Here is a 24,401-nt window from a genome sequence, read left to right as displayed (position 1 = left end):
CGTGATGGGCTCGGACCATGGCTGAGGCGACGTCGCACTCCCACGCTCTCTACCGTCGGTGGCTCGAGGAGCTGTGGAACGGCACCCCCGAGGCCGCCCATGAGCTCGTCACCGAGGACTTCGCCGGCTACTGGCCCGACCGCACCGTCCGCGGGCCGGCCGAGCTCGCCGAGGTCGTCGCGCAGACCCAGCAGATGTTCACCGACCTGACCTTTGCCCTGGCCGTCGGCCCGGTGGTCGAGGGGGACCTCGTCGCGGGGCGCTGGATCGGCTCGGGCGCCTCGCCCGAGGGGGCCGTCCGTTTCGCCGGCAACGACCTCGTGCGGGTGCGCGACGGCCGGATCGTCGAGTACTGGGTCGGGACGGTCACCCTCGGCTGAGGCTCACCGCCGTCCGTCCCCGTCGCCGCCCGCCACCGGCCGGGGCGGGCGGAGGTCGCTCCTGCTCCTCAGGTCACGGTGCCCAGCTGCCAGGGGATGAACTCGTCCTGCCCGAGGTCGAGCTCCTCGCTCACGGTGGTCTCCCCCGAGGCGACCGCGAGGATCTTGGCGAAGATCTCCTCCCCGACCTGCTCGAGGGTCGCGGTGCCGTCGACGATCCGCCCGGCGTTGAGGTCCATGTCCTCGGCCATGCGCAGGTACATCTCGGTGTTGGTCGCGACCTTGATCGACGGGCTGGGCTTGCAGCCGAGCACCGAGCCGCGGCCGGTGGTGAAGACGACGACGTTCGCGCCGCCCGCGACCAGGCCGGTCACCGAGACGGGGTCGTAGCCGGGGGTGTCCATGAAGCCCAGCCCGGGCGAGCTGATCGGCTCGGCGTAGTGGTAGACCGCCGAGAGCTCGGCCGCGCCCGCCTTCGCCACCGCCCCCAGGGACTTCTCGAGGATGGTGGTGAGCCCGCCGGCCTTGTTGCCCGGGGACGGGTTGTTGTCCAGGGTGCCCCCGCCGGCGACGGCGTAGTCCCGCCACCAGGCGATCCGGTCGAGCAGCCGCTGGCCGACCTCGGGGGCCACAGCCCGCCGGGTCAGCAGGTGCTCGGCCCCGTACACCTCGGGGGTCTCGGCCAGCACCGAGCGTGCACCGTAGGCCACGAGCAGGTCCGAGGCGTGGCCCAGGGCCGGGTTGGCGGTGATCCCCGAGTACCCGTCCGAGCCGCCGCAGTTGAGACCCAGCACCAGCTCGCTGACGTCGCACTCCTCGCGCCGCAGCGCGTCGATCTCGGGGAGCATCTTCTGGATGGCGTCGACCCCGGCCCGCACGGTCCGTCGGATGCCGCCGGTCTCCTGGATGGTGAGCTGCTCGACGAGGGTGTCGGGGGAGAGCTCGAGGCCGTCGAGCACCTGGTCGACCTGGATCATCTCGCAACCGAGCCCCAGCACCAGCAGGCCCACGACGTTGGGGTGGCTCGCGTAGCCGCGCAGGGTGCGCAGCAGCATCTGCCCGCCCTCCGAGGTCGGCACCATGCCGCAGCCGCTGGTGTGGGTCAGGGCCACGACGCCGTCTACGTGCGGGAAGGCCTCGAGCACCGGTCCGCGGAACTGGTCGGCGATGAGCTTGGCCGAGCTCGCCGAGCAGTTGACCGAGGTGAGGATCGCGACGTAGTTGCGGGTGCCGACCCGGCCGTCGGCGCGGCGGTACCCCTGGAAGGTCGGGCGAGGGCCCACGGGGGCCGTCGGGCTCACCCGCGCGGTGCCGAACTCGTAGTCCTGGTCGACCTCGTCCATGCCCAGGTTGTGGGTGTGCACGTGGTCCCCGGGGGAGATCGCCACGGTCGCGCGGCCGATGGACTGCCCGTACTTGCGCACCGGCTGCCCGACGCCGACCCCTCGTACCGCGAGCTTGTGGCCGCGCGGCACGCTCTGGGTCACGGTGAGCTCACCGCCCGCGTGGTCGGGGGCGCGCAGCACGGTGCCGGACTGCAGGTCCCGGGTCGCCACGGCCACGTGGTCCTCGGCGCGCAGCAGGAGCGTGCACTCGGCGAGGTCGAGGGTCACGGTGGTCATCGGGCGTCCTTCCGTCGGTGCGTCATGTCCTGGAGCGCCGCCTCGACGCGCCCATCCTCCCACCGGCCGTCGGCCACGAGGATCGTGAAGGATCGGGAGAGCCCCGCAGCGCCGACCTCGACCGGGGCGTCCCAGGCGAGGGCCGAGCCCAGGCCCGGGTAGTCCGCCGCCCGCACGAACCACGGGTCCTGGGCGGTCTGCTCGTCTGCCGGGAGGACGGCGATCGTGAAGTCCTGCGCGCCCTCGGCCCCGCGGTCCGCCGCGCCGTCCCCTCCCGCGGCCGAGGCGGTCGCGCTCCAGGCGAGCCAGCGCGCGCCGTCGGCGGGGCGGGTGCCGTGCACGGCTGCCTCGCCACGGGCCGCCGGGGTGCGCAGGTCGATGCCCTCGCAGGGGGCGACGCGCCAGAAGAGCCCGCCGTACCCGCCCTGGTCGCGGCCGTGGGACCCGGGGCTGCCGAGCTCGACGGGCTCCTCGACCCCTTCGGGGAGGTTCAGGTGGAAGGCGAGGTCGAGCCGCCACGAGCCGGCGTCGAGCGGTGACCATGCGAGGTCGCGGACCTCCTCGAGCAGGGTCTGGCCGTCGGGCCCGGCCCAGAGGAGCCGGTGGCTGACCGAGCCCGGCGCCCGCCGCACCCACTCCTGGTGCACGATGCGCCCGTGGTCGCGGCGCCACGTGTAGCCGGCACCGCGCAGGTAGGTGCGCCCGCCCCACAGGTTGGCCCCCGCGACGTCCTGCACGCCCACGGCGAGGCCCAGGTGCCAGGTGTGGTCCAGCGGCGCGGCATCGGTCACGACCGTGCCGCCCGGCGTGCGGACGGGGTGCAGGTGGGGGCGCGGGGAGTCGAAGTCGGGGCTGCCGCTGCCGTCGACGTACCGCGCCACCTCGGTGCCCGCGATCTCGACGCGCAGCAGGTCCCCGTGCTCGCGCCACGTCGGGGCCTCGGACCACGGCGGGATCTTGACCGGCCGCGGCGCGGCAGGCGTCGACCTGGACGATCCGGGGGTCGCGGCCCAGGGGGCGCCCAGCTCGGCGAAGGTGCGGTGCTCGGTCGCCACGCGGGCGCACCAGGTGGCGACGCCGTCGACCACGAGGTGGGTGCCGAGCTCGTCGGTCACCGAGGTGACGTGCTCGGGGCCGATCGGCAGCGGGTCGGGTGCGGCCCGGACCGCGTCGAGCACCCGCATGAAGGCGCCGGTCCCCGCGAGGGGGCTCAGCAGCGGGGTGCCCTCGGAGCGGTGCGCGAGGAGGTCCTCGAGCAGGGTGGTGCGCGATCCCTGCAGGGTGTGGCTGCGTCCCGCGGGCGACCCCGAGGCCTCGTCGGGCCGGGTCACCGTCACGGTGTCGGCGTAGTAGTCGAGGATCGCCCGGCCCGTGGTGCCCTGGACGATCACCCGCGGCTGGGTGTGCTCGGGGGCGCACAGGGTCAGGCCCAGGGTCACCCGGAGCCCGGTGGCCGTCGTGATGCGCACGGCGGTCGTGTCGTCGACCTCGACGTCGTTGGCGCGGTACTGGTCGAGCTCGACCTCGACGACGTCCTCGGTGGTGCGGGCGTCGGCCAGGTGCAGGGCCGTGGCGACCGCGTGGGCGAGGGGGTTCGTCGTGACGCCGTCGACCACGGGCCGGCCCTCGAGCTGGCGACGGCCCGTCCACCGCGACCGGGTCCAGTAGTCCAGGGACCGCACCCACGTCCCGGTCGCGCCGACGCCGGTGACCTCGCCGATCAGCCCGTCGGCGACCAGCTCGTGGACGATCGACAGGGCCGTCGAGCCGAAGGTCTGGAACCCCACCTGGACCACCCGGCCCGTCTCCTGCTCGACGTCGAGCAGCTCGTCGAACTCGGCGAGGGAGGCGGTGGTGGGCTTCTCGAGCAGGACGTCGGCCCCGGCGCGCAGGGCTCGCGCGGCGAGGTCTGCGTGGGTGTGGATGGGGGTGCAGATGACGACGACGTCCGGCCGGGCCTCGGCGAGCATGGCGTCGACGTCCTCGGTCCAGGGGGTCGCCAGGAGGGCCGCGCGGTCCTCGGCGGAGGTGACCTCGGGGGGCCAGGGGCCGGCCTCGTCGAGCGGGGTGAGGTCGACCAGTCCGACGAGCCGCAGGGCTCCCGCGCGGTGCAGGCGCCAGATGTTGCCGAGATGTGACCTGCCGTGCCCATGGACCCCGACGAGGGCCACCGCGGGGCCCGCGCCGTCGGGGCCGCCGGGGGCCCGCAGACTGTCCCGGTCGAGCGTCTGCGCAGGTGGCGGCCCTGCTGGGGTGGCCTGGGTGGCCTGGTCCGAGGGGCTCGGGGTCACGTCCTGCTCCGCTCCGTCGCGGCCTGCCGGGGGTGCCGACCTGGCTCGAGTGTGGTTGACATCACGTTCTGAGGGCTGGTACCAAAGTTGTATCAGAAGATGGATAACGCTTTCCACCTTCGCGGCAGACGTGATGTAGCGTCAGCCCACGGCAGTACCAGCTCGGTCCATCAAGGGCGATCACCGAGGAGTGTGCATGACCGACGTCCGGCCCAGCGCGAGCCCGCTCGCGACGGCCTCCCAGATCCGCACGGGGGTGACTCGTGTCCGCTCTCGGTGAGCTCGCAGCCCTCCGCAAGACCAAGGGCGCCAAGGACACCCTGAGCCCGAGCGAGCGGGGCGACAACAAGGCGGCGATCTTCTTCCTCGCCCCCTGGTTCATCGGCCTGGGCCTCATCACGGCCGGGCCGCTCCTCGCCTCGCTGTACCTGAGCTTCACGGACTACAGCCTGCTCGAGGCGCCCAGCTGGATCGGCATCGAGAACTACGTCCGGATGCTCGACGACCCGCGGCTGCACAACTCCCTCGTGGTGACCTTCACCTACGTCTTCGTCTCGGTGCCGCTGCAGCTTGCCGCGGCCCTCGGCCTGGCGATGGTGCTCGACCGAGGGCTCCGTGGGTTGGCCATCTACCGGTCGGTCTACTACCTGCCCTCCCTGCTGGGCGGCAGCGTCGCGATCGCGATCCTGTGGCGCCAGATCTTCGGCACCAACGGGCTGGTCAACCAGGTGCTGGGCATCTTCGGCATCCAGGGGCAGGGCTGGGTCTCCCACCCGGACTACGCCCTCGGCACCCTGATGATCCTCAACGTGTGGACCTTCGGGGCACCGATGATCATCTTCCTGGCCGGTCTGCGGCAGATCCCCGAGATGTACTACGAGGCGTCCTCGATCGACGGCGCAGGCCGGGTGCGCAAGTTCGTCAGCATCACCCTCCCGCTGCTCACCCCGATCATCTTCTTCAACCTCGTCCTGCAGGTGATCGGCGCGTTCCAGGCCTTCACCCAGGCCTTCGTCGTCAGCGGCGGGGGAGGCGGACCAGCGGACTCGACGCTGTTCTACACGCTGTACCTGTACCAGAACGGGTTCCGCAGCTTCGACATGGGCTACGCCTCGGCGATGGCCTGGCTGCTGCTGGTCATCATCGCCGCCCTCACGGCCGCCAACTTCTTCTTCTCCAAGTACTGGGTCTTCTACAATGACTGAGCGCCAGGACGCGGTGAGCACACCCCGCGAGAACCCCGCCCGCGACGCGTCGGTCACCGAGGCCGTCCCTCCCGGCCCGCAGTCCCAGGCCGGTGCGGCCTCCGGGGGCGCCGGCACCCTGCCAGTACCCGCCGTGGCCTTCAGCACCGACGAGCGACCGCCGCTGCGCAAGCACCGGCGCACCGCAGGGTCCCGGGTGCGCAGCCTTCTCAAGCACGCCGGCCTCATCGGCTTCGGTTTCGTGATGCTCTACCCGCTGCTGTGGATGCTCTCGAGCTCGATCAAGCCCAACGCGCTCATCTTCCGCGACCCGTCGCTGCTGCCGACCGAGCTCGACCTGAGCAACTACACGGTCGGCTGGAACGCGCTGCTGCACCCGTTCAGCCACTACCTGCTGAACTCGTTCATCATCGTTCTCGGCTCGGTGCTCGGGAACCTCATGAGCTGCTCGCTCGCGGCCTACGCCTTCGCCCGGCTGAAGTTCAAGGGCCGGCCGATCTGGTTCGCCATCATGCTGATGTCGATCATGCTGCCGATCCACGTGGTGATCGTGCCGCAGTACATCCTGTTCTCCCAGCTCGAGTGGATCAACACGTTCCTGCCGTTGATCGTGCCCAAGCTGCTCGCCACGGACGCCTTCTTCATCTTCCTGATGGTGCAGTTCTTCCGCGGCATCCCCAAGGAGCTCGACGAGGCCGCACGCATCGACGGCGCGGGGCACGCCCGGATCTTCTTCCGGATCATGCTGCCGCTGGCCACCCCGGCCCTGGCGACGACGGCGATCTTCACCTTCATCTGGACCTGGAACGACTTCTTCAGCCAGCTGATCTTCCTGACCAACCCGGACATGTACACCGTCCCGGTGGCTCTGCGGACCTTCGTCGACTCCACCGGTGAGAGCTCGTGGGGGTCGCTGTTCGCGATGTCCATCGTGTCCCTCATCCCGATCTTCCTCGTCTTCCTCTTCGGCCAGAAGTACCTGGTCAAGGGCATCGCGACGACAGGCATCAAGTAGCCCGGCGCCGCACACCGCAGGACAGCACCGCAGGACCGCTCGACCCACCATCGAGCGCCGCACCACAACCACCGAGGAGCACGATGTCCCACCACACCCGTACCCAGACCCCGGGCCGGCGCCGCGGCATGCGCATGGCGGCCCTCGTCGCCGCTGCCGGGCTCGCGCTCACCGCCTGCTCGGGTGACAGCGGCGTCCCCGGAGCCAGCAACGACGACGGCGACGAGGCCCCCGCCGCCGAGGGCGAGGCCACCATCCGCTTCGCCTGGTGGGGCTCGGACACCCGGCACGAGGTCACCCAGGAGATCCTCGACAACTTCATGGAGGAGCACCCGGACATCACCGTGGTCAGCGACTTCACCGACTGGAACGGCTACTGGGACAAGCTCGCGACGACGGTCGCCGCGGGGGACACCCCCGACGTCATCACCCAGGAGGAGCGCTACCTGCGCGACTACGCGAGCCGCAACGTGCTGGCCGACCTCAACGAGTTCTCCGGCACCATCGACCTGTCCAGCATCGACGACTCGATCATCGAGGCGGGCCAGACGGACGGCGGCCAGTACGGCATCCCCACCGGCGTGAACGCCTACGCGATCCTCGCCGACGAGCAGATCTTCGCCGATGCGGGCGTCGAGATGCCCGACGACGAGACGTGGACCTGGGAGGACTACGTCGAGATCGCCAGCGAGATCTCGGCCAACACCGAGGACGGCGTGTTCGGCGCGCAGGACTACGGGTTCAACGAGCCCGGCTTCGCCATCTTCGCCCGCCAGCGGGGCGAGAACCTCTACAACGAGGACGGCTCGCTCGGCTTCAGCGCGGACACCCTCGCCGAGTGGTGGGAGATCTCGTTGCAGCTGCGCGACCAGGGCGGCACGCCCTCGGCCTCGGAGACCATCGAGGTCGACGCGGGCGGTCCCGAGCAGTCGCTCGTGGGCACCAACTCCGGGGCGATGGCCTTCTTCTGGACCAACCAGCTCGAGGCCGTGAGCAACGCGGCAGGCCGCGACATCACCCTGCTGCGCCACCCGGGGGAGTCGCAGTACGAGCGCACCGGCATGTACTTCAAGCCGGCGATGTTCTACTCGATGTCGGCCAACTCGCAGTACCCCGAGGCCGCCGCGACGCTGATCGACTACCTCCTCAACAGCGAGGAGGCCGCCGAGCTGATGCTCTCCGACCGTGGTCTGCCGGCCAACACCGAGGTGCGTGCCGCGGTCCAGGACCAGTTCTCCGAGATCGACCAGCAGGCGGCCGACTTCCTGGCCGACCTCGAGGACGAGATCGTCGACGGTCTGCCCGTGCCCCCCGTGGGCGCCGGCGAGGTCGCCGAGATCACCCGGCGCATCAACGCCGAGGTGCTGTTCGACCGGCTGAGCCCGCAGGAGGCCGCCGAGCAGTTCATCAACGAGGTCGAGACCGCCACCGGTCAGTGACCCCCAGCCGTCGCTGACCGGCCACCGAGCCTCGGTCGATCAGCGACCCCAGCGGTGGGGGGGGGGGGGGCCCCCCCGCGGGCGCCCCCCCCCCACTCCCGCTTTCGAAGGACGAGGAGCACGCGCGTGGGTGACAGCTCGCAGGGACGACGGCGCTACGCCGTCGTCGGCACCGGGCACCGGTCGCAGATGTACGTCGAGGCGCTGCTGGGCCCGCACGCCGAGGTCGGCGAGATCGTGGCCTGGTGCGAGCCCAACCCGGCACGGATGGACTACTACGACGGCCTGGTCCGGTCCGCCGGTCTGACCACCCTCCCGGCCCGGTATGAGCCCGACGACCTCGAGAAGATGGTCGAGGTCGAGGACGTCGACACCGTCGTGGTGACCAGCCCCGACCACACCCACGCCGAGGTGGTCGCCCGGGCCATGGAGGCCGGGGCCGACGTCGTCCTCGAGAAGCCCATGACCATCGACCTCGCGGGGACCCGGCGCATCGTGGACGCGGCCGAGCGCACCGGGCGTGACGCCGTCCTGACCTTCAACTACCGGTACTCCCCGCGCAACGCCGCGCTCAAGGAGGTCATCGCCTCGGGGGAGATCGGCGAGGTGACCTCGGTGCACTTCGAGTGGGTGCTGGACACGATGCACGGCGCGGACTACTTCCGCCGGTGGCACCGCCGCAAGGACCTCTCCGGCGGGCTGCTGGTGCACAAGGCCTCGCACCACTTCGACCTGGTCAACTGGTGGCTCGGCGACCTGCCGTCCCGGGTCTACGCGAGCGGCGCGCTGCGCTTCTACGGCCAGGCCAACGCCCGACGGCGCGGCCTGATCCGGCGACCCGCGCGCGGCACCGGTCGCAACGGGCGCAGCAAGGACCCCTTCCTGCTCGACCTGCGCGAGGACCCGCGGCTGACCAGCCTCTACCTCGACGCCGAGGAGCACGACGGCTACCTGCGCGACAAGGACGTCTTCACCGCGGGGATCACCATCGAGGACAACCTCTCGGTGCTGGTCGACTACGCCCGTGGGGCGACCCTGACCTACTCCCTCAACGCCCACAGCCCCTGGGAGGGGTACCGGGTGTCGGTCAACGGCACCGCCGGACGGGCCGAGCTCGAGGTCGTCGAGCGCGGGGCGGTCCTGGTGGGCAAGGACGGCAGACTCGTGATCGACCCGAGCGTGGTCGACGTCCCCGAGGAGGACGAGGCCCCGGTCCGGCCCCGCGCCCAGCGGCTCGTGGTGCAGCAGCACTGGGGCAAGGCCCGCACGGTCCCCATCCCTGAGGGCCCCGGGGCCCACGGCGGCGGGGACGACCGCATGCTGCACGACCTCTTCCGCGGGGTCGAGCACGACCCCCTCGGCCGAGCAGCAGGCCTGCTCGACGGCGTGCGCTCGGTCGTGGTCGGGATCGCGGGGAACACCTCCCTCGAGACCGGCCTGCCCGTGCGGACCGCCGACCTGCGCCTCGGCCTCACCTGAGCGGGACGGCGGGGCGGGCCCAGCAGGTCAGGGTGTGACGGCCCCCGGTCGCGGAGCGGCCCTCAGGGCCGGCGCGGCGGGGTGGACTCGCGCAGCACCACGGTGCCCTCGACGTGCACCAGGCGGGGCTCCGTGGCGGGGGCCGCGAGGGCGAGCTCGGTGGCCGCGATGCCGACGTCGACCAGCGGCACCCGCACCGTGGTCAGGGCCGGGGTGATGTCCCGCAGGGTGACGATGTCGTCGAAGCCCGCGACGCCGACGTCCCGGGGGACGCGCACCCCCAGGTCACGGGCCGCGGCCATGGCGCCGACCGCCATGACGTCGTTGACCGCGAAGACCACGTCCACCGGCGGCCCGTCGCGCAGCAGGCGGGTCATCCCGTCGTAGCCACCGTCACGGGTGAAGGCGCACGAGGCGACGGCCTCCTCGGCGAGGGGGCAGCCGAGCTCCTCGAGGGCCTCGCGGAAGCCGGTCAGCCGGTCACGGGCGGTGAGGTGGTCGGTCGGCCCGCCCAGCACCCCGAACCGCCGGTAGCCGTGCGCGTGCAGGGCCCGGGCGAGGGCTGCCGCGCCGCTGTGGTTCGCGATGACGACGGTGTCGACGTCGAGCAGGGGCTGGCCGATCAGCGCGACCGAGCCGCCCGAGTGACGGAAGTTCGCCAGGGCCGTGCGCATCGCGTCGTTGGTCTCGTCGTCGTCGCGGCGGCCGCCGGCCACGATGATCGCGCGGGCCCGTTGCCGGGTCAGCACGTCGACGAACCGCGGCTCACGCGTCGGGTCGTGCTGGGTGCTCGCCAGGGTCAGGGCGAGGTCGGCCCGCTCGGCCGCGAGGCCCACCCCGGCCGCGATCGAGGAGAAGTACGGGTCGGCGATGTCGTGCAGGATCAGCCCGAGAGAGGTGGTGCGCCCTCGGGCCATGGCCTGGGCGTTCGCGTCGGGGGAGTAGCGGAGCCTCTCGGCCGCGGCGAGCACCCGCTCGCGCAGATCGGCCCGGACGGTGCGGTTGGCGCTGCCGTTGATCGCGCGCGAGGCCGTCGCGAGGGAGACCCCGGCCTCGCGGGCCACCTGGCTCAGCGTGACCGGACCACCGGGGGAGCGACCGCGGCGCCGCTCGTCGGAGGAGACCGCGGCGGCGGCGTCCTCGACCACGCCCGAGCCCTCGGGCACCGGGAGGTCGGCGCCCGTGGTCGGCGCCGTCGGGGGCACGGGGGCGTCGGCTCCGGGGTCGGCGAGGTCGGTGGGAGGCACAACCCTCAGGGTAGGGCTTCCCGTCCTGGCGGTGCGGAACCTTCCATGAGACCTCTGCGGGCGGCTCAGTCGCCCCGCTCGAGCCCCTCGAGGTAGGCCTGCACGACGGCGGTGTCCTGGTCCCCCAGCCCCGCGGCGGTGAGGTCGGTGAAGACCTGCCGCACGACGTCGGTCTGCGGGGAGGCCGTGCCCGTGCGGCGCAGCTCGTCGACCGCGAAGCCCAGGTCCTTGACCATGAACCGGGCGGGGCCCGAGGGGCTGTGGTCGTGGGTCGCGAAGCGGTGCTTCTTGACCTCGAGCAGGCGGCTGCCCGCGTAGCCCCCACCGAGCAGGTCGAGCATCGCGCCGACGTCGATCCCCGCGCGCTCGGCCAGCACCGAGGCCTCGCCCAGGGCCAGGACGGTGGCCGCGACGATCATCTGGTTGCAGGCCTTGGCGACCTGCCCGGCCCCCAGCGGGCCCAGCGGCACGGGGGTGCCGGCGGCCGCCAGCACGGGCAGCGCCAGGGCGACGTCCTCCTCGGCGCCACCCACCATGATCGACAGGGTCCCGGCCTGAGCGCCCTCCTCGCCGCCGCTCACCGGGGCGTCCACGAGCCGGGCGAGCTCACCCGTCTCGGTCCGCAGCCGCGCGTCGAGCCGCCGCAGGCCGTCGGCCGAGACGGTCGAGCTGACCACCACGAGGAGCGGACGCACGACCCCCGCCACGAGGCCGTCCGGACCGTCCAGCAGGGCCTCGACGTCGGGCAGGTCGGGCACCATGAGGACCACGACGTCGGTCACCGCGGCGAGCTCGCGCGGGGTGCCGTGCCAGGTGGCCCCGGCCTCGAGCAAGGGCTCGGCCGAGGCGGGCCGGCGGGCGGTGACGTGCAGCGGGAAGCCGGCGGTCAGGAGGTGGCGGGCCATCGGGGCGCCCATGACCCCCAGGCCGATGAACCCGATCTGCGGGAGGGTGGAGGACATGGCCGCAGCGTAGCCTCGGCCCCCGCAGGCCTGACCCACCGCAGGATCCGACCCACCGCAGGACCCGACCCACCGCAGGACCCGACCAGGGCACGTACCCCACCAGGAGGCTCGCATGGCAGGCACGGACCGGTTGCGCATGGTGCTCGCCACACCGCTCGAGGAGGAGCTGTGCCGTCGGCTCGAGGAGATCGAGCCGCGCGTGCAGCTGGTGCGGGACCACAGCCTGCTGCCGCCGATGCGGCACCCCGGTGACCACGGCGGGGATCCGTCCTGGCGGCGCACCGCAGACCAGCAGGCGGCCTTCGAGGACCTGCTCGACACGGCCGACGCCCTCTACGGCATCCCCGACGTCTCGCCCGAGGCCCTCGCCCGGACGGTCGCGGCCAACCCGCGGCTGCGCTGGGTCCAGACCATGGCGGCCGGCGGCGCGTCCCAGGTCGCGGCCGCGGGGATCGCGGCCGAGCACCTCGCGCGCGTGCGGTTCACCACCTCGGCCGGCGTGCACGCCCGGACGCTGGCCGAGTTCGCGGTCTTCGGGCTCCTCGCCGGGGCCAAGACCCTGCCGCGGCTGCTCGAGCTGCGGTCGCGGGGTGAGTGGCCGGGCCGCTGGGCCATGGGCCAGATCCACGAGCAGACGGTCCTGGTGGTCGGTCTCGGCAGCATCGGGCGGGAGACGGCACGGCTCGCCGCGGCCCTCGGTGCGACGGTGATCGGCGCGAACCGCAGCCCCGTCGAGGCCGAGGGGGTGCAGCGGACCGTCGGGCTGGACGAGCTCGCGGCTGTGGCCCCCGAGGTCGACGCCCTCGTCGTGACCCTCCCGGGAGCCCCGGCGACCACCGGGCTCGTGGACGCGACCGTCCTGGACCGCCTGCCCGCCGGGGCGACCGTCGTCAACGTCGGGCGCGGCACCGTGATCGACGAGGAGGCCCTGGTCGCCGCCCTCGTCGAGGGCCCCGTCGGCTTCGCGGCCCTCGACGTGACGGCCGTCGAGCCGCTGCCCGCGGCGAGCCCGTTGTGGACCCTGCCGAACGTGCTGCTCAGCCCGCACACCGCGGCGCTCAGCCCGCACGAGGACCGCCGGATCGCCGAGCTCACGGCCGAGAACGCCTCACGCCTGCTCGACGGTGAGCCGCTGCGCAACCTGGTCGACGCCGCCGAGCTGCTCTGACGGTTCAGGCCCAGACGGTCAGCCCCGGGCGTCCTCGAGCAGGGCGAGGCTGGCCCGGGCGACCGCGACGCGCTCGTCGACGGTGGCCGTGCTCGGGCGCACCGCGACCTTGACCGCGACGGGCACCGGGCCTGCGGCGACCAGGGTGCGGCGCACCTGCTCGACGTCGAGCAGCGACCCCGAGGAGCGCGCGAGCGCCGGGTGCGGGCCTCGGGGTGGGATGTGCGCGTCCGACCAGGCCGGGCCCCAGGCCGTCTCGGTGTCGGCCGCCCCCGAGAGGACCAGGGCTCCCAGCAGGCGGGCGTCGCGGGCTGCCCGGGCGTGGTCGACCGGGGTCTGCGCCGAGCGTCCCTCGATGGCTGAGCGACCCCAGTTGATGCTCAGGCCGATCCTGGCGTCGGGCCCGAGGGCCTCGAGGGTCGCGATCTCCTCGTCGAGGGTCAGGAAGCCCTTGGCGGCGTCCTGCCCCTCGACCCGCGCGTCGCAGTGCTCGAGCAGGAGGCGCGCGCCGGCGAGGTCCCACCCGGCGAGGGTCGTGAGCGAGCGGCGCAGGCTGTCGAGGGACCCACGCCCCGGCCCGGGGGCGCTGTGCACCTGGATGCCCGTGACCACGGGCCGGCCCTGCTCCTCGGCGAGGGTCCTGGCCAGGTCGCGGGCGCGGGCGACGTCGGCGAGGGCGGCCTCACGCGCGGCGTGGTCGGTCGAGGCCAGACCGTAGCGGTCGCCGTCGCCGAGCCGGTGCATGACGGTGGGGATGCAGGTCACCAGCAGGTCCCACGCCGGGTCGAGGTTGCGCTCGCGCCACGCGGGGGACAGCAGGCCGTGGTCCTCGGGCAGGAGCGGGGCCTCGAGCCCGGCGATCGGCAGGTCGCGGACGGCGGCGTAGAGCTCGGCCTCCTCGGCAGGGTCGCCGGGGGCCATGGCGTAGGTGCCGAGCAGGGGCAGGGGGCGCGGGGCAGGGGCCTCGTCGATCGTCATCGTTCCTCCGAGGGGGCGGGGCTGGTCTCGGAACCGTATCGATCCGGGCCTAGGCCCTAGGGCCTGTTGTCAGGTTCCACCAGGCGGGCTAGTGTTCCGCAGGTCGGAACTTAGTTCCATCTTCGGCACTGACATCGCGGTCAGCGAGACCACGGCGGCAGCTCCGGACACACCGCGGACGTGCACACCGTCTGCGGGCACAGCCCGCTCACATCCCCCGTGAGCCGACGAAGGAGTCAACATGAGGCGAAACAAGGCCGTTTCGATCACCGCGCTGGTCGGGGCATCCGCCCTGGCCCTCGCCGCGTGCAGCGCAGGCACGACCTCCCCCGGGGAGAGCGAGAACGGTGGCGACACCACCACGGAGGTCGAGGCGAACGCCGACACCCTCGTCATGAAGGCGGCGTTCAACCAGCCCGAGTCCCACCCGCAGTACATCGTGCTCGACGAGCTGGGCGACAAGCTCTTCGAGGCCACCGACGGTGCGTACGACATCGAGGTCTTCCCGAACGAGACCCTCGGCGCCCAGCGCGAGACGATCGAGCTGATGCAGGCCGGCACGCTCGAGATGGCGTACGTCGGCGGCCCGCTGCTCGAGAACTTCAACCCCGACTTCGTGGTGTTCAACCTGCCGTTCGTCTTCGACTCGCAGGACCACCAGCGGCAGGTCACCAACGACCCCGAGATCGTCGAGGACCTGTACTCCTCCCTCGAGGACCAGAGCATCAAGGTGCTCGGCGCCTTCCACGGCGGCATCCGGTCCGTCTACAACACCGAGAAGCCGATCAACACCCCCGAGGACCTCGCGGGCATGAAGATCCGCGTCATCGAGTCCGACACCAACATCGAGATGCTCAGCCTCATGGGCGGTACCGGCACCCCGATGGGCCAGGGCGAGGTCTACACGGCCATGCAGTCCGGCCTGCTCGAGGGTGGCGAGAACAACGAGCTCATCTACTACAACCTCAAGCAGCACGAGGTCGCGCCGTACTACAGCTACACCCGGCACCTCATGTTCCCGGACTACCTGATCATCAACCCCAGCGTCTGGGAGGGCATGACCCCCGAGCACCAGGAGGTCTTCGAGGGCCTGCTCGCCGAGGCCATCGAGCACGAGGCCGAGCTCTGGGAGGAGCAGGTCTCCGAGGCCAAGGAGGCCGCTGAGGCCGAGGGCGCGCAGTTCAACGAGGTCGACGTCGAGGCCTTCACCGAGGTCATCGCTCCGCTCACCGAGGAGAAGATCGACAACGAGGTGACGCAGACCATCTACGACCAGGTCCGCGCCGCAGCCTCCTGATCGCCGCGCCCGTCCCGAAGAGGCCCATCCCATGACTGCAGCAAAGAATGCGCTCGACCGCGTCCTGACGTGGGTGTGCGTGACCCTGTTCGCGGTGCTCGTGATCGACGTCGCGTGGCAGGTCTTCGCCCGGCAGGTCCTCAACCAGCCCAGCGGCTGGTCCGAGGAGCTCGCCAAGTACCTGTTCATCTGGCTGGGCCTCTTCGGGGCGGCGCTCGTCTTCGGGGAGCGAGGGCACATCGCGGTCGACGTCGCGGTGCGCAAGCTCCCGCGGGGCGTCCAGACCGTGCTCATGGTGATCGTGCAGCTCGCGATCCTCACCTTCGCGGTGCTGGCGCTCATCTGGGGCGGCCTGAGCGTGGTCGACCTCGCCTGGGCGCAGAACCTGACCGGCCTGCCGGTCAACGTCGGCCCGCTCTACCTGGCGCTGCCGATCTCGGGCGTGCTCATCGCCTTCTACACCGTCTACCACCTGGTTCGGATCCTGACGGGCGCCGAGCGCCCGGTCGAGGCCGCCGAGCCGGACGTCCTGTGAAGGAGCGCTGACCCATGGATCCAGCAGCACTCGCAGCGCTCATCCTGGTCGCGGGCATCGCGATCTTCCTGGTGATCGGCGCGCCGATCAGCATCGCCGTCGGGCTCTCGTCCCTGACCGCGCTCTTCGTCATCCTCGGCGTCGAGAACGGCGTCCTGACCTCGGCCCAGCAGATCTTCCGGGGGATCAACTCCTTCCCGCTGCTGGCCATCCCGTTCTTCGTCCTCGCGGGCGTGATCATGAACAACGGAGGCATAGCCCTCCGCCTGATCAACGCGGCCAAGGTCATGGTCGGCCGGACCCCCGGGTCCCTCGCCCAGACCAACGTCGCGGCCAACGCCCTCTTCGGCGCGGTGAGCGGCTCGGGGGTCGCGGCCGCCGCAGCCATCGGCTCGACGATGGGACCCATCCAGGCCAAGGAGGGGTACAACCGCGGGTTCGCCGCGGCGACCAACATCGCCTCGGCCCCCGCGGGGATGCTCATCCCGCCGAGCAACCTGATGATCGTCTACTCGCTCGTCTCGGGAGCTTCGATCGCGGCGCTCTTCGTGGCCGGCTACGTCCCGGGTCTGCTCTGGGCGGCCGCCTGCATGATCATCGTGTTCCTCTACGCCCGCAAGCGTCCCGAGCTCAAGATGACCGAGCGGATCAGCTTCACCGAGGGGGCCAAGACGATCCTCGTCGCGGTGCCGGCCCTGCTGCTCATCGTCGTGGTGATCGGCGGCATCCTGCGGGGCATCTTCACCCCGACCGAGGCCTCGAACATCGCGGTGATCTACTCGCTGGTCCTCTCGGCGATCTACAAGTCCATCAAGGTGCGGGACCTCCCGCGCATCCTCATGGACGCCGCCCGGACCACCTCGGTGGTGATGTTCCTCATCGGGGTCTCCTCGATCATGGGCTTCGTCATGTCCTTCGCGCAGATCCCGGCGATGGTCTCCGAGGCCATGTTCACGATCTCGGAGAACCCGGTCGTCCTGCTGGTCCTCATCGCGGCCGTGCTGCTCGTCGTCGGGCTCTTCATGGACCCGACGCCGGCGGTGCTGATCTTCACGCCGATCTTCCTGCCGATCGTCGCGGCCTTCGGGATCCACCCCGTGCACTTCGGGATCATGATGGTCTTCGCCCTCTCGGTCGGGACCATCACGCCCCCCGTCGGGCCGATCCTCTTCGTCGGGGCCAAGGTCGCCGGGCTCGGCATCGAGGACGTCGTGCGGCGGCTCATGCCGTTCTTCGTCGCCCTGGTCGCCCTGCTCGTGATGGTGATCTTCACGCCCGCCCTGTCGATGTGGCTGCCGACCACCCTCCAGCTGGTCACCCCCTGATCCCACCGGGCCGGCGGCTGCCCCCCGCGCGCCGCCGGTCCGGTGGACCACCTCCTCCCGCCAGACCCGCTCTCCGAAAGGCCCACCATGGAACAGCGTTACGCCACCAGCCCCGAGCAGATCCCCGGGATGGACACGGCTGAGCTGCGACGCCGGTACCTCGTCCCCGGCCTCTTCGCCGACGACGAGGCGCGCGCCGTCTACACCCACCACGACCGCGTCGTGCTGGCCGGGGTCCGGCCGGTGGGCACCACCGTCACGCTGCCGACCTTCCCCGAGATCCGCTCGGAGTTCTTCTTCGAGCACCGCGAGGCGGGCATCGTCAACGTCGGCGGCGCCGGGACCATCACGGTGGACGGCACGAGCTACGACGTCGGGCACGCCTCCTGTCTGTACGTGGGCCGTGGTGCCCGTGCGGTGACCTTCAGCTCGGCCGACCCCTCGGGCGAGCAGGGCCCGGCCCGGTTCTACCTGGTCTCGGCGCCGGCGCACACCGCCTACCCGACGACCCTCGTCGAGGCCGGCACCGGCACCGTGCGTGAGCTCGGCGACCCGCTGACCTCGAACCGCCGCACCCTCAACCAGTACATCCACGAGAACGGCGTGCGCAGCTGCCAGGTCGTCATGGGGGTGACCACGCTGCACCCCGGGAGCATGTGGAACACCATGCCCGCCCACACCCACGACCGTCGGATGGAGGCGTACCTCTACTTCGGCCTCCCGGAGGAGGCCCGGGTCATCCACATCCTCGGACGGCCGGACGAGACGCGGCACATGGTCGTCGCCGACGAGGAGGCGATCATCTCCCCGAGCTGGTCGGTCCACTCGGGGGTCGGCACCGCCTCCTACAGCTTCGTGTGGGCGATGGCGGGGGAGAACCAGTCCTTCGACGACATGGACGGGTTCCCCATCACCGAGATGCGATGAGCCACGCTGGTCATCCACCCACCGACCGACGGACAGGCGAGAACCATGACGAGCGAGAGCGTACGGACCGCGCCCGGGCGTGAGACCGAGCCGGACGGAGTCGTGCGCATGGCCGACGTCGAGGCCGTCCCCACCACCGCGAACGCGAGCGAGAAGACCCTGCTCGTCCTCGAGGCCGCCCTCGCCCACCCCCGGTTCACCGACGTCGTCGCGGCGACGGGGCTCGCGAAGGCCACCACCCACCGGATCATCAGCACCCTGGTGGCCCGAGGGTTCGTCAGCCTCGCGCAGGACGGCACGTACCTGCCCGGACCGCAGATCCTGGCCCTGGCCGGGCGCGCCCTGCAGCGGATCGACATCTCGGCGATCGCCCAGCCCTACGTCGACGAGCTCGTCGAGGAGGTGCACTGCACGATCCACGTGGGTGCGGCCAACGGCGACGAGATCATCTACCTGATCCGCTCGGACTCCGACAAGCCGTACCAGATGCCCTCACGGGTCGGCCACGCGATCCCGATGCACTCCTCGGGCATCGGCAAGGCCGTCCTGGCGGGCTACACCGACGACGAGCTCGAGCGCTTCGTGGTCCGCGCCGGCCTGCCGCGACGCACCGAGCACACCCTCACCACCATCGAGGAGCTGCGCGCCGAGATCGAGCAGGTCCGTCGCTGCGGCTACTCCCTGGACCGTGAGGAGAACGTGCCCGGCGTGGCCTGCGTCGCGGCTCCCATCCGAGACCACACCGGCACGGTCAAGTACGGCCTGAGCATCTCGACCATCACCCTCGAGCACACCCTCGAGCAGGTCGAGGCCATGCACGAGGCAGCCACCCGCACCGCGGACCGCATCTCCACCGCCCTGGGGTACGTCCCCTGACGCGGACACCGACCAGCACGACCCCCACCGGACCGCCGGTCCGCACCGACCCGATCGAGAGAGCACCACGATGACGAACAGCCCGACCACCCCCGCAGCCTTCGCCGAGCAGCTCCTCAGCCTCGAGGGCAAGCTCGCCGTCGTGACCGGCGCGAGCCAGGGCATCGGACTCGCGATCGCCGAGACCCTCGCGACCGCCGGGGCCGACGTCATCGGCGTCAGCTATGACATCGAGGAGGGTGACAGCCCCACCCGTCGGGCCGTCGAGGCCCAGGGCCGGAGCTTCACCCCGATCAAGTGCGACTTCTCCGACCGGGCTCAGGTGGCGGAGCTCGCGGCTGAGCTCGCCGGGCGCGGCGTGGACATCCTGGTCAACAACGGCGGGACGATCCGCCGCACCCCGGCCGCCCAGCACTCCGACGAGGACTTCGACCACGTGCTGGACGTCAACCTGCGCACCGCGTGGGTGCTCTCGCGCGAGGTCGGCCGCACCATGATCGAGCGCGGCTCGGGGCGCATCGTCAACACCGCCTCGATGCTGAGCTTCCAGGGAGGCATCAACGTGCCCGGCTACACCTCCTCGAAGTCCGCGATCGCCGGGCTCACCCGGGCCCTGGCCAACGAGTGGGCCCAGCACGGGGTCAACGTCAACGCCGTGGCCCCCGGCTACGTCGCGACCGCCAACACCCACGACCTGCGTCAGGACCCCGCGCGCAGCAAGGCGATCCTGGACCGCATCCCCGCCGGGCGCTGGGCCGAGGCCTCGGACATCGCCGGCGCCGTCCTGTTCCTGTCGAGCCACGCCGCGGACTACGTGCACGGCGTCGTGCTGCCGGTCGACGGCGGCTGGCTGGCTCGCTGATGCGCATCGTCATCACCGAGTGCGACCACGACTCCTTCGACGCCGAGCACGAGGTGACCGGTCTCGCCGGGGCCGAGCTGGTGCTGACCCAGTCCCGCGACGCGACCGAGCTGGTCGAGAACGCGGCCGGGGCTGAGGGCGTCCTCGTGCAGTACGCGCAGATCACCGCCGAGGTGATGGACGCCCTGCCGGCGCTGCGGGCCATCGGCCGCTACGGCGTCGGGGTCGACTCGGTCGACGTCGCCGCCGCGACCGAGCGGGGCATCGCGGTCTGCAACGTGCCCGACTACGGGACCGAGGCGGTCTCGGACCACGCCGTGGGCATGGCCCTGGCTGCCGCCCGGGGCATCCCGCGGCTCGACCGTGGCGTGCGGGCGGGGTCCTTCGACCTCGCCGTCGTGCGGCCGCTCTACCAGACGCGGGACCGCGTGTTCGGCGTGGTCGGCATGGGCCTCATCGGCACCGCGACCGCCCGCAAGGCCGCCGGCCTGGGCTACGAGGTGATCGGGTACGACGTCGCGGCCGAGCCCGGGGCGGCGACCTTCCACGGGTTCGCCTCGGTCTCCCTAGACGAGCTGCTCGAGCGGTCCCAGGTGGTGTCGCTGCACACGCCCCTGACCGAGGGGACCCGCGGGATGATCGGCGCGGCCGAGCTCGCGCGCATGCGCACCGACGCGATCCTGGTCAACACCAGCCGCGGCGGCGTCGTGGACACCCCGGCCCTGGTCGACGCCCTGGCCGCGGGCAGCATCCGGGCCGCGGCCATCGACGTGCACGAGCAGGAGCCCCTGCCGCCGGACCACCCGCTGACGACCTTCGACTCGGTGGTCCTCACCCCGCACCTGGCCTGGTACACCGAGGAGTCGTACGACGAGCTCAAGCGCCGCACCGTCGCCAACGTGATCGACGTGGTCGCCGGCCGTGCCCCTCGCAACATCGTCAACCCCGAGGTGCTCGGCGCGCCGGGGCGCAACGCGACCTGCGCGCCGGTCGCCGTCCGAACAGGAGCGTGAGATGACCACCATGAGGGCAGCGGTGTGGACCGGGACCGACGAGGTCGAGGTCCGTGAGATCGAGACCCCCGAGGTCCCCGAGGGGTGGGCCCTGGTCCGCATCGCCTACAACGGGATCTGCGGCACCGACCTGTCGATCTTCCACGGCAAGCACCCGCGGGCCCAGGCGCCCCTGGTCATGGGGCACGAGATGTCCGGCTGGGTCGAGCGGGCCGGGTCGAGCGGCCCCGCGGCGGGCAGCCTCGTGACGGTCGAGCCGCTGATCAGCTGTGGCGAGTGCAAGGCATACCGGGACGGTCACGCGCACGTCTGCCGTCGCCTCGGCCTCTACGGGATCGACGCCCCGGGTGGGATGGCCGAGTACGTGGCCCTGCCCCCCGAGGTGCTGCACGCGGTGCCCGCGGGTGTGGACCCCCGCACGGCGACCCTCGCCGAGCCCCTCGCCGTCGCGGTCCACGCCCTGGCCCTCTCGGGCATGGAGCGCGGGGACACCGTGGCCGTCTACGGCGCCGGCCCCATCGGAGTCCTGACCGCCCTGGTCGCCCGGCACGAGGGCGCGGGCACCGTGGTCATCACCGAGCCGAGCGCCTGGCGCCGCGAGGTGGCCGAGGGGATGGGCTTCACCGTCGTGCCCGACGGGTCGAGCATGATCGAGACCCTGGCCGACCTGACCGACGGCGAGGGGGCCGACACCACCTTCGACTCCGCGGCCCACCCGAGCGTGGCCGCCGAGCTGACGGCCGCCACCCGGGTGCTGGGGCGGATCGTCGTCGTCGGCGTGTACAAGCAGCCGACCCCGCTCGACCTGCAGGCGGTGTGCTTCAAGGAGCAGTCGATGGTCGGGGTGCGCGTGTACACCTCGGCGGACATGGCGCGGGCCATCGAGCTCATCGCCTCGGGGGACCTGGGCCTGGACCGCTTCCCGACCAAGGCCTTCGACCTCGCGCAGGTCGGCGAGGCCTTCGACGCCGCGACCACCGGCCAGGACTGCCTCAAGGTGCTGGTCACCCCCCTCGACGGAAAGGCCGACGCATGAGCACCACGCCTGCCCCCCAGCCCTTCGACCTCACCGGCCGCACCGCGGTCGTCACCGGCGGCGCCCGGGGCCTGGGCCTCGGGGTCTCGACCGCCCTGCTCGACGCCGGGGCCGACGTCGTCGTCATGGCCCGCGGGGGCCTGAGCGACGAGCTGGTCGCCCACGCCGAGGCCCGCGGGCGGAGGGTCCACTTCCAGGCCGTGGACCTGTCCGACGGCGAGGTCGTGGCGCAGGCCGCGCAGGCGGTGCTCGCCGAGCACCAGGTCGACATCCTGGTCAACAACGCCGGCACCCAGGACCGCCACCCCGCGGTCGACTTCCCGCTGGACTCCTGGGACACGGTGCTCGACATCAACCTGCGCTCGGTGTTCCAGCTGTGCCAGATCTTCGGGCGGCCCATGATCGAGCGCGGCGAGGGCAAGGTCATCAACTTCGCCTCGCTGCTGACCTTCCAGGGCGGCATCACCGTGCCTGCCTACGCCGCGAGCAAGGGTGCCGTCGGGCAGCTGACCAAGGCCCTGTGCAACGAGTGGGCCGGCAAGGGCGTCAACGTCAACGCCGTGGCCCCCGGCTACATGGCCACCGACATGAACGAGGCCCTGCTGGCCGACCCGGTGCGCCTCGAGCAGCTCTCGGTCCGCATCCCCGCGGGCCGCTGGGGCACCCCGGACGACATGGGCAACGTCGTCGTCTTCCTCGCCTCGCCCGCGGCGGCCTACGTCCACGGCCAGGTGCTCGCCGTCGACGGCGGCTGGCTGGCCCGCTAGCCCGCCGCCGCAGCGCGCCAGCTCTCCTGACCGGGGTCGATCAGGGTCACATGGTGACCTGGATCGACCCCGTTCTCGTGGTCCCGGGACCGCGGCCAGCAGGCTCCCGTGATCGGGGTCGATACGGGTCGGATAGTGACCCAGATCGACCCCGTTCTCGTGGTCCCGGGATTGCGGCCAGCAGGCTCTCGTGATCGGGGTCGATACGGGTCGGATAGTGACCCAGATCGACCCCGATCGTGTGGGGGGTCGGCCAGGCGCGGGGGTCGGCGGCCGTGCGGGGGGTCGGCGACGCGCGGGGGGCGGCTCAGTCGAGGGGGCCGCTCAGTTGAGGGGGTCGGCGACCAGCTGGGACCGGGCGCTGACGGCCTCGGTCGGGAACGGGGCCGAGGTGGTGGTGGCGGTCCCGGCGACGGGGAGCCACACCCCGGCACCGGCCAGCTGGTACTCGCCCTGCCAGGTGGTGGTGAGGGTGACGGCGTACCTGCCCTCCCGCGCGTAGGCCTGGGCCACGGTGTGGTCGGGGTAGGGCCGGCCGGCGTCGGTCGTGGTCAGCGGCGCCGAGCCGTCCCCGAGGTCCCAGGTGAACTCGACGGGGGTGGCGCGTACCGTCACGGGGACGCCGAGGACGTCGGTGGTCAGGGTCTGCGGCTCGGCGCTGGTCATGAGGATCAGGTCCTTCCCGACCAGCCCGCGACCGTCGGCCGGCTGGAACGCCGGGGCCGAGGCCTGCAACGGCAGCCGACGGAACTGCTCCGCCGTGAGGACGACGACCTGGGCGGCAGCAGCGTCCTCGGCGCAGCCGCCCTCGTCGACCTGCTCCCACTCGCCCGAGGCTGCGCCCGAGGAGTCGACGGGGCGCGTGAACAGCGGCTGAAGGTAGTCGGACCCGTCCTCGCACTCCGGCGTGATGTACGTCGCTCCGTCGTCACCGAGGCAGGCCTGGGTCCCGTCCATCCAGTCCTCGGCGATGCAGAAGCCGATCGGGATCCGGCGGTACTCGGGGGCTGGCGCGCCGGACGCGCTCGGTCGGTCGGTGGCTGCGCTGCCGGTGCTTGAGTCCTGCCGTTCGTGTCGTCCGACGACGACGGAGTCATCGACCGCTTCAGCGTCCCACCAACCACCGCCCGACGCGCGCACGACCGCCTGCACCGCGCTGCTGGGGATGAGGCTTGCTGTGAGCAGGAGCGCGAGTCCACCAGTGGTGATCGTCTGCCTCATGGCGCCTCCGTCTGGCCGCCGCTTCCTTCGAGCAGCACCCAGCCCTGCTCGGTGAAGCTCACGTCCAGGACAGCCGTCCCGGACTCCTCGGCGAGTACCTCGGTCGTCTCACCTGAGGCGTCGAGCTCTTCACCAGCGCTGAAGGTGTAGTCGACCTCGACGGCGCGGGCGTTGATCGTGGTGTCGGTGCCGATCAGTTGGCTCGAGTGGACGCTGACACCGCCGCCACGCATCCCGCCGGACGCGTGGAGTGTCTCCGCGCGCTCGCGGACGTTCGTGCACAGGATGCAGCTCTCAACCGTGACGGCGTTCCAGTCGGTGGTGTCCCCGGTCGCCAGGACGTACGCGAACAGCTCCATGAAGTACTCCGCCGCCGCGACGGCTCCCGCCTCGTCGCTGCTGTCCATCGCCTCGGGCCGGGTCGGTGCCTCGGCGACCGGCTCGCTCGGCTCGGGGCTCGGCGTCGGGGCTGCGGTGGTCGGGGCTGCCGTCGTCGGTGGCGCGGTGGGCTCCTCGGGGGTGCAGCCCACGACGAGTGCCAGCGCCAGTGCTGCTCCCGCTGCACGCAGCACGCGTGCTCGGACCGCCCCCTGAGTCATGGCAGATGACCCTAGCAATGCTGAACCGGGTCATGCCGGGGCGTTCCGGACCTGTGGACGACCGCATGGTCGGCGCTCGCGACGCGCTCGAGCCTCGGTCCGGCCGGTAGCGCGACAACGGGGTCGATCGGGGTCAGATGGTGACCCCGATCGA

22 protein-coding genes are annotated in these 24,401 nt (G+C 72.0%); 15 read left to right on the top strand and 7 right to left on the bottom strand.

Features of this window, described 5'->3' with window-relative positions:
• Positions 1-17: 17 nt before the first annotated feature.
• On the top strand, positions 18-380 hold the full coding sequence (locus tag J4G33_RS11765; RefSeq protein ID WP_208056165.1) for an ester cyclase: 363 nt from the start codon (positions 18-20) through the stop codon (positions 378-380).
• A 68-nt stretch (positions 381-448) separates the two neighbouring features.
• On the opposite strand, the gene J4G33_RS11760 is transcribed toward J4G33_RS11765, so the two are convergent.
• Both J4G33_RS11760 and J4G33_RS11755 read right to left on the bottom strand, forming a co-directional pair.
• A complete protein-coding gene (locus J4G33_RS11760; RefSeq protein WP_208056164.1) occupies positions 449-2,002 on the bottom strand; it encodes a UxaA family hydrolase in 1,554 nt (517 codons plus the stop codon).
• Positions 1,999-4,293 carry a DUF6807 family protein gene (locus J4G33_RS11755; protein ID WP_307793868.1) on the bottom strand — a complete coding sequence of 765 codons (2,295 nt, stop codon included), beginning with the start codon at positions 4,291-4,293 and terminating at the stop codon, positions 1,999-2,001. The genes J4G33_RS11760 and J4G33_RS11755 overlap by 4 nt, the downstream gene beginning before the upstream one ends.
• Before the next feature lie 263 nt (positions 4,294-4,556).
• Here J4G33_RS11755 and J4G33_RS11750 point away from each other — a divergent pair, with 263 nt between their 5' ends.
• The 4 genes from J4G33_RS11750 to J4G33_RS11735 all read left to right on the top strand — a co-directional run bounded on the left by J4G33_RS11750 (position 4,557) and on the right by J4G33_RS11735 (position 9,431).
• A complete protein-coding gene (locus J4G33_RS11750) occupies positions 4,557-5,498 on the top strand; it encodes a carbohydrate ABC transporter permease (protein ID WP_208056163.1) in 942 nt (313 codons plus the stop codon).
• Positions 5,499-5,511: 13 nt separating this feature from the next.
• Entirely contained in the window at positions 5,512-6,513 is a 1,002-nt protein-coding gene (locus J4G33_RS11745; RefSeq protein WP_372435058.1) for a carbohydrate ABC transporter permease, read from the top strand.
• 83 nt (positions 6,514-6,596) lie between these two features.
• Positions 6,597-7,952 (top strand): ABC transporter substrate-binding protein, encoded by a 1,356-nt coding sequence (locus J4G33_RS11740; protein WP_208056162.1) that lies wholly within the window; start codon positions 6,597-6,599, stop codon positions 7,950-7,952.
• A 126-nt stretch (positions 7,953-8,078) separates the two neighbouring features.
• Positions 8,079-9,431: a Gfo/Idh/MocA family protein gene (locus tag J4G33_RS11735; RefSeq protein WP_307793867.1), complete on the top strand. Its 1,353-nt coding sequence runs from the start codon at positions 8,079-8,081 to the stop codon at positions 9,429-9,431.
• Positions 9,432-9,493: 62 nt separating this feature from the next.
• Here J4G33_RS11735 and J4G33_RS11730 read toward each other — a convergent pair whose 3' ends face one another.
• A complete protein-coding gene (locus tag J4G33_RS11730) occupies positions 9,494-10,678 on the bottom strand; it encodes a LacI family DNA-binding transcriptional regulator (RefSeq protein WP_307793866.1) in 1,185 nt (394 codons plus the stop codon).
• A 65-nt stretch (positions 10,679-10,743) separates the two neighbouring features.
• Complete coding sequence (locus tag J4G33_RS11725) at positions 10,744-11,640, bottom strand: NAD(P)-dependent oxidoreductase (protein WP_208056161.1); 897 nt, start codon at positions 11,638-11,640, stop codon at positions 10,744-10,746.
• Between the two features lie 115 nt (positions 11,641-11,755).
• On the opposite strand from J4G33_RS11725, the gene J4G33_RS11720 reads away from it, so the two are divergent.
• Positions 11,756-12,811, top strand: a complete 1,056-nt coding sequence (locus J4G33_RS11720) for a D-2-hydroxyacid dehydrogenase (RefSeq protein WP_208056160.1) — start codon at positions 11,756-11,758, stop codon at positions 12,809-12,811.
• An 18-nt stretch (positions 12,812-12,829) separates the two neighbouring features.
• Here the strand turns inward: J4G33_RS11720 and J4G33_RS11715 are convergent, their stop codons facing one another.
• Positions 12,830-13,789: a DUF4862 family protein gene (locus J4G33_RS11715; protein ID WP_243759034.1), complete on the bottom strand. Its 960-nt coding sequence runs from the start codon at positions 13,787-13,789 to the stop codon at positions 12,830-12,832.
• 241 nt (positions 13,790-14,030) lie between these two features.
• On the opposite strand from J4G33_RS11715, the gene J4G33_RS11710 reads away from it, so the two are divergent.
• From J4G33_RS11710 to J4G33_RS11670, 9 genes are all read left to right on the top strand, one after another.
• Positions 14,031-15,086, top strand: coding sequence for a TRAP transporter substrate-binding protein (locus J4G33_RS11710; RefSeq protein WP_208056159.1), 1,056 nt, complete (start codon positions 14,031-14,033; stop codon positions 15,084-15,086).
• A 31-nt stretch (positions 15,087-15,117) separates the two neighbouring features.
• On the top strand, positions 15,118-15,621 hold the full coding sequence (locus tag J4G33_RS11705) for a TRAP transporter small permease (protein ID WP_208056158.1): 504 nt from the start codon (positions 15,118-15,120) through the stop codon (positions 15,619-15,621).
• A gap of 14 nt (positions 15,622-15,635) precedes the next feature.
• Positions 15,636-16,946: a TRAP transporter large permease gene (locus J4G33_RS11700; RefSeq protein WP_208056157.1), complete on the top strand. Its 1,311-nt coding sequence runs from the start codon at positions 15,636-15,638 to the stop codon at positions 16,944-16,946.
• Positions 16,947-17,033: 87 nt separating this feature from the next.
• Positions 17,034-17,873 (top strand): 5-dehydro-4-deoxy-D-glucuronate isomerase, encoded by an 840-nt coding sequence (gene kduI, locus J4G33_RS11695; RefSeq protein WP_208056156.1) that lies wholly within the window; start codon positions 17,034-17,036, stop codon positions 17,871-17,873.
• A 45-nt stretch (positions 17,874-17,918) separates the two neighbouring features.
• Positions 17,919-18,749 (top strand): IclR family transcriptional regulator, encoded by an 831-nt coding sequence (locus J4G33_RS11690; RefSeq protein WP_208056155.1) that lies wholly within the window; start codon positions 17,919-17,921, stop codon positions 18,747-18,749.
• A 70-nt stretch (positions 18,750-18,819) separates the two neighbouring features.
• A complete protein-coding gene (locus J4G33_RS11685) occupies positions 18,820-19,611 on the top strand; it encodes an SDR family oxidoreductase (RefSeq protein ID WP_208056154.1) in 792 nt (263 codons plus the stop codon).
• Positions 19,611-20,624, top strand: a complete 1,014-nt coding sequence (locus tag J4G33_RS11680; protein WP_243759033.1) for a C-terminal binding protein — start codon at positions 19,611-19,613, stop codon at positions 20,622-20,624. Before J4G33_RS11685 ends, J4G33_RS11680 begins: the two co-directional genes overlap by 1 nt.
• A 1-nt stretch (position 20,625) precedes the next feature.
• On the top strand, positions 20,626-21,660 hold the full coding sequence (locus tag J4G33_RS11675) for a zinc-dependent alcohol dehydrogenase (protein ID WP_208056153.1): 1,035 nt from the start codon (positions 20,626-20,628) through the stop codon (positions 21,658-21,660).
• Positions 21,657-22,427, top strand: coding sequence for an SDR family oxidoreductase (locus J4G33_RS11670; protein ID WP_208056152.1), 771 nt, complete (start codon positions 21,657-21,659; stop codon positions 22,425-22,427). The genes J4G33_RS11675 and J4G33_RS11670 overlap by 4 nt, the downstream gene beginning before the upstream one ends.
• A gap of 324 nt (positions 22,428-22,751) precedes the next feature.
• Here the strand turns inward: J4G33_RS11670 and J4G33_RS11665 are convergent, their stop codons facing one another.
• Both J4G33_RS11665 and J4G33_RS11660 read right to left on the bottom strand, forming a co-directional pair.
• Positions 22,752-23,648 (bottom strand): PKD domain-containing protein, encoded by an 897-nt coding sequence (locus tag J4G33_RS11665; RefSeq protein ID WP_208056151.1) that lies wholly within the window; start codon positions 23,646-23,648, stop codon positions 22,752-22,754.
• Entirely contained in the window at positions 23,645-24,247 is a 603-nt protein-coding gene (locus J4G33_RS11660; protein ID WP_208056150.1) for a DUF6318 family protein, read from the bottom strand. The genes J4G33_RS11665 and J4G33_RS11660 overlap by 4 nt, the downstream gene beginning before the upstream one ends.
• Positions 24,248-24,401: the final 154 nt, after the last annotated feature.

The organism is Actinotalea soli, assembly GCF_017565425.1.
GTDB classification, from domain to species: Bacteria; Actinomycetota; Actinomycetes; order Actinomycetales; family Cellulomonadaceae; genus Actinotalea; species Actinotalea soli.
The sequence above is the reverse complement of the archived record's forward strand: the minus strand, read 5'-3'. Positions and strand labels throughout refer to the sequence as shown.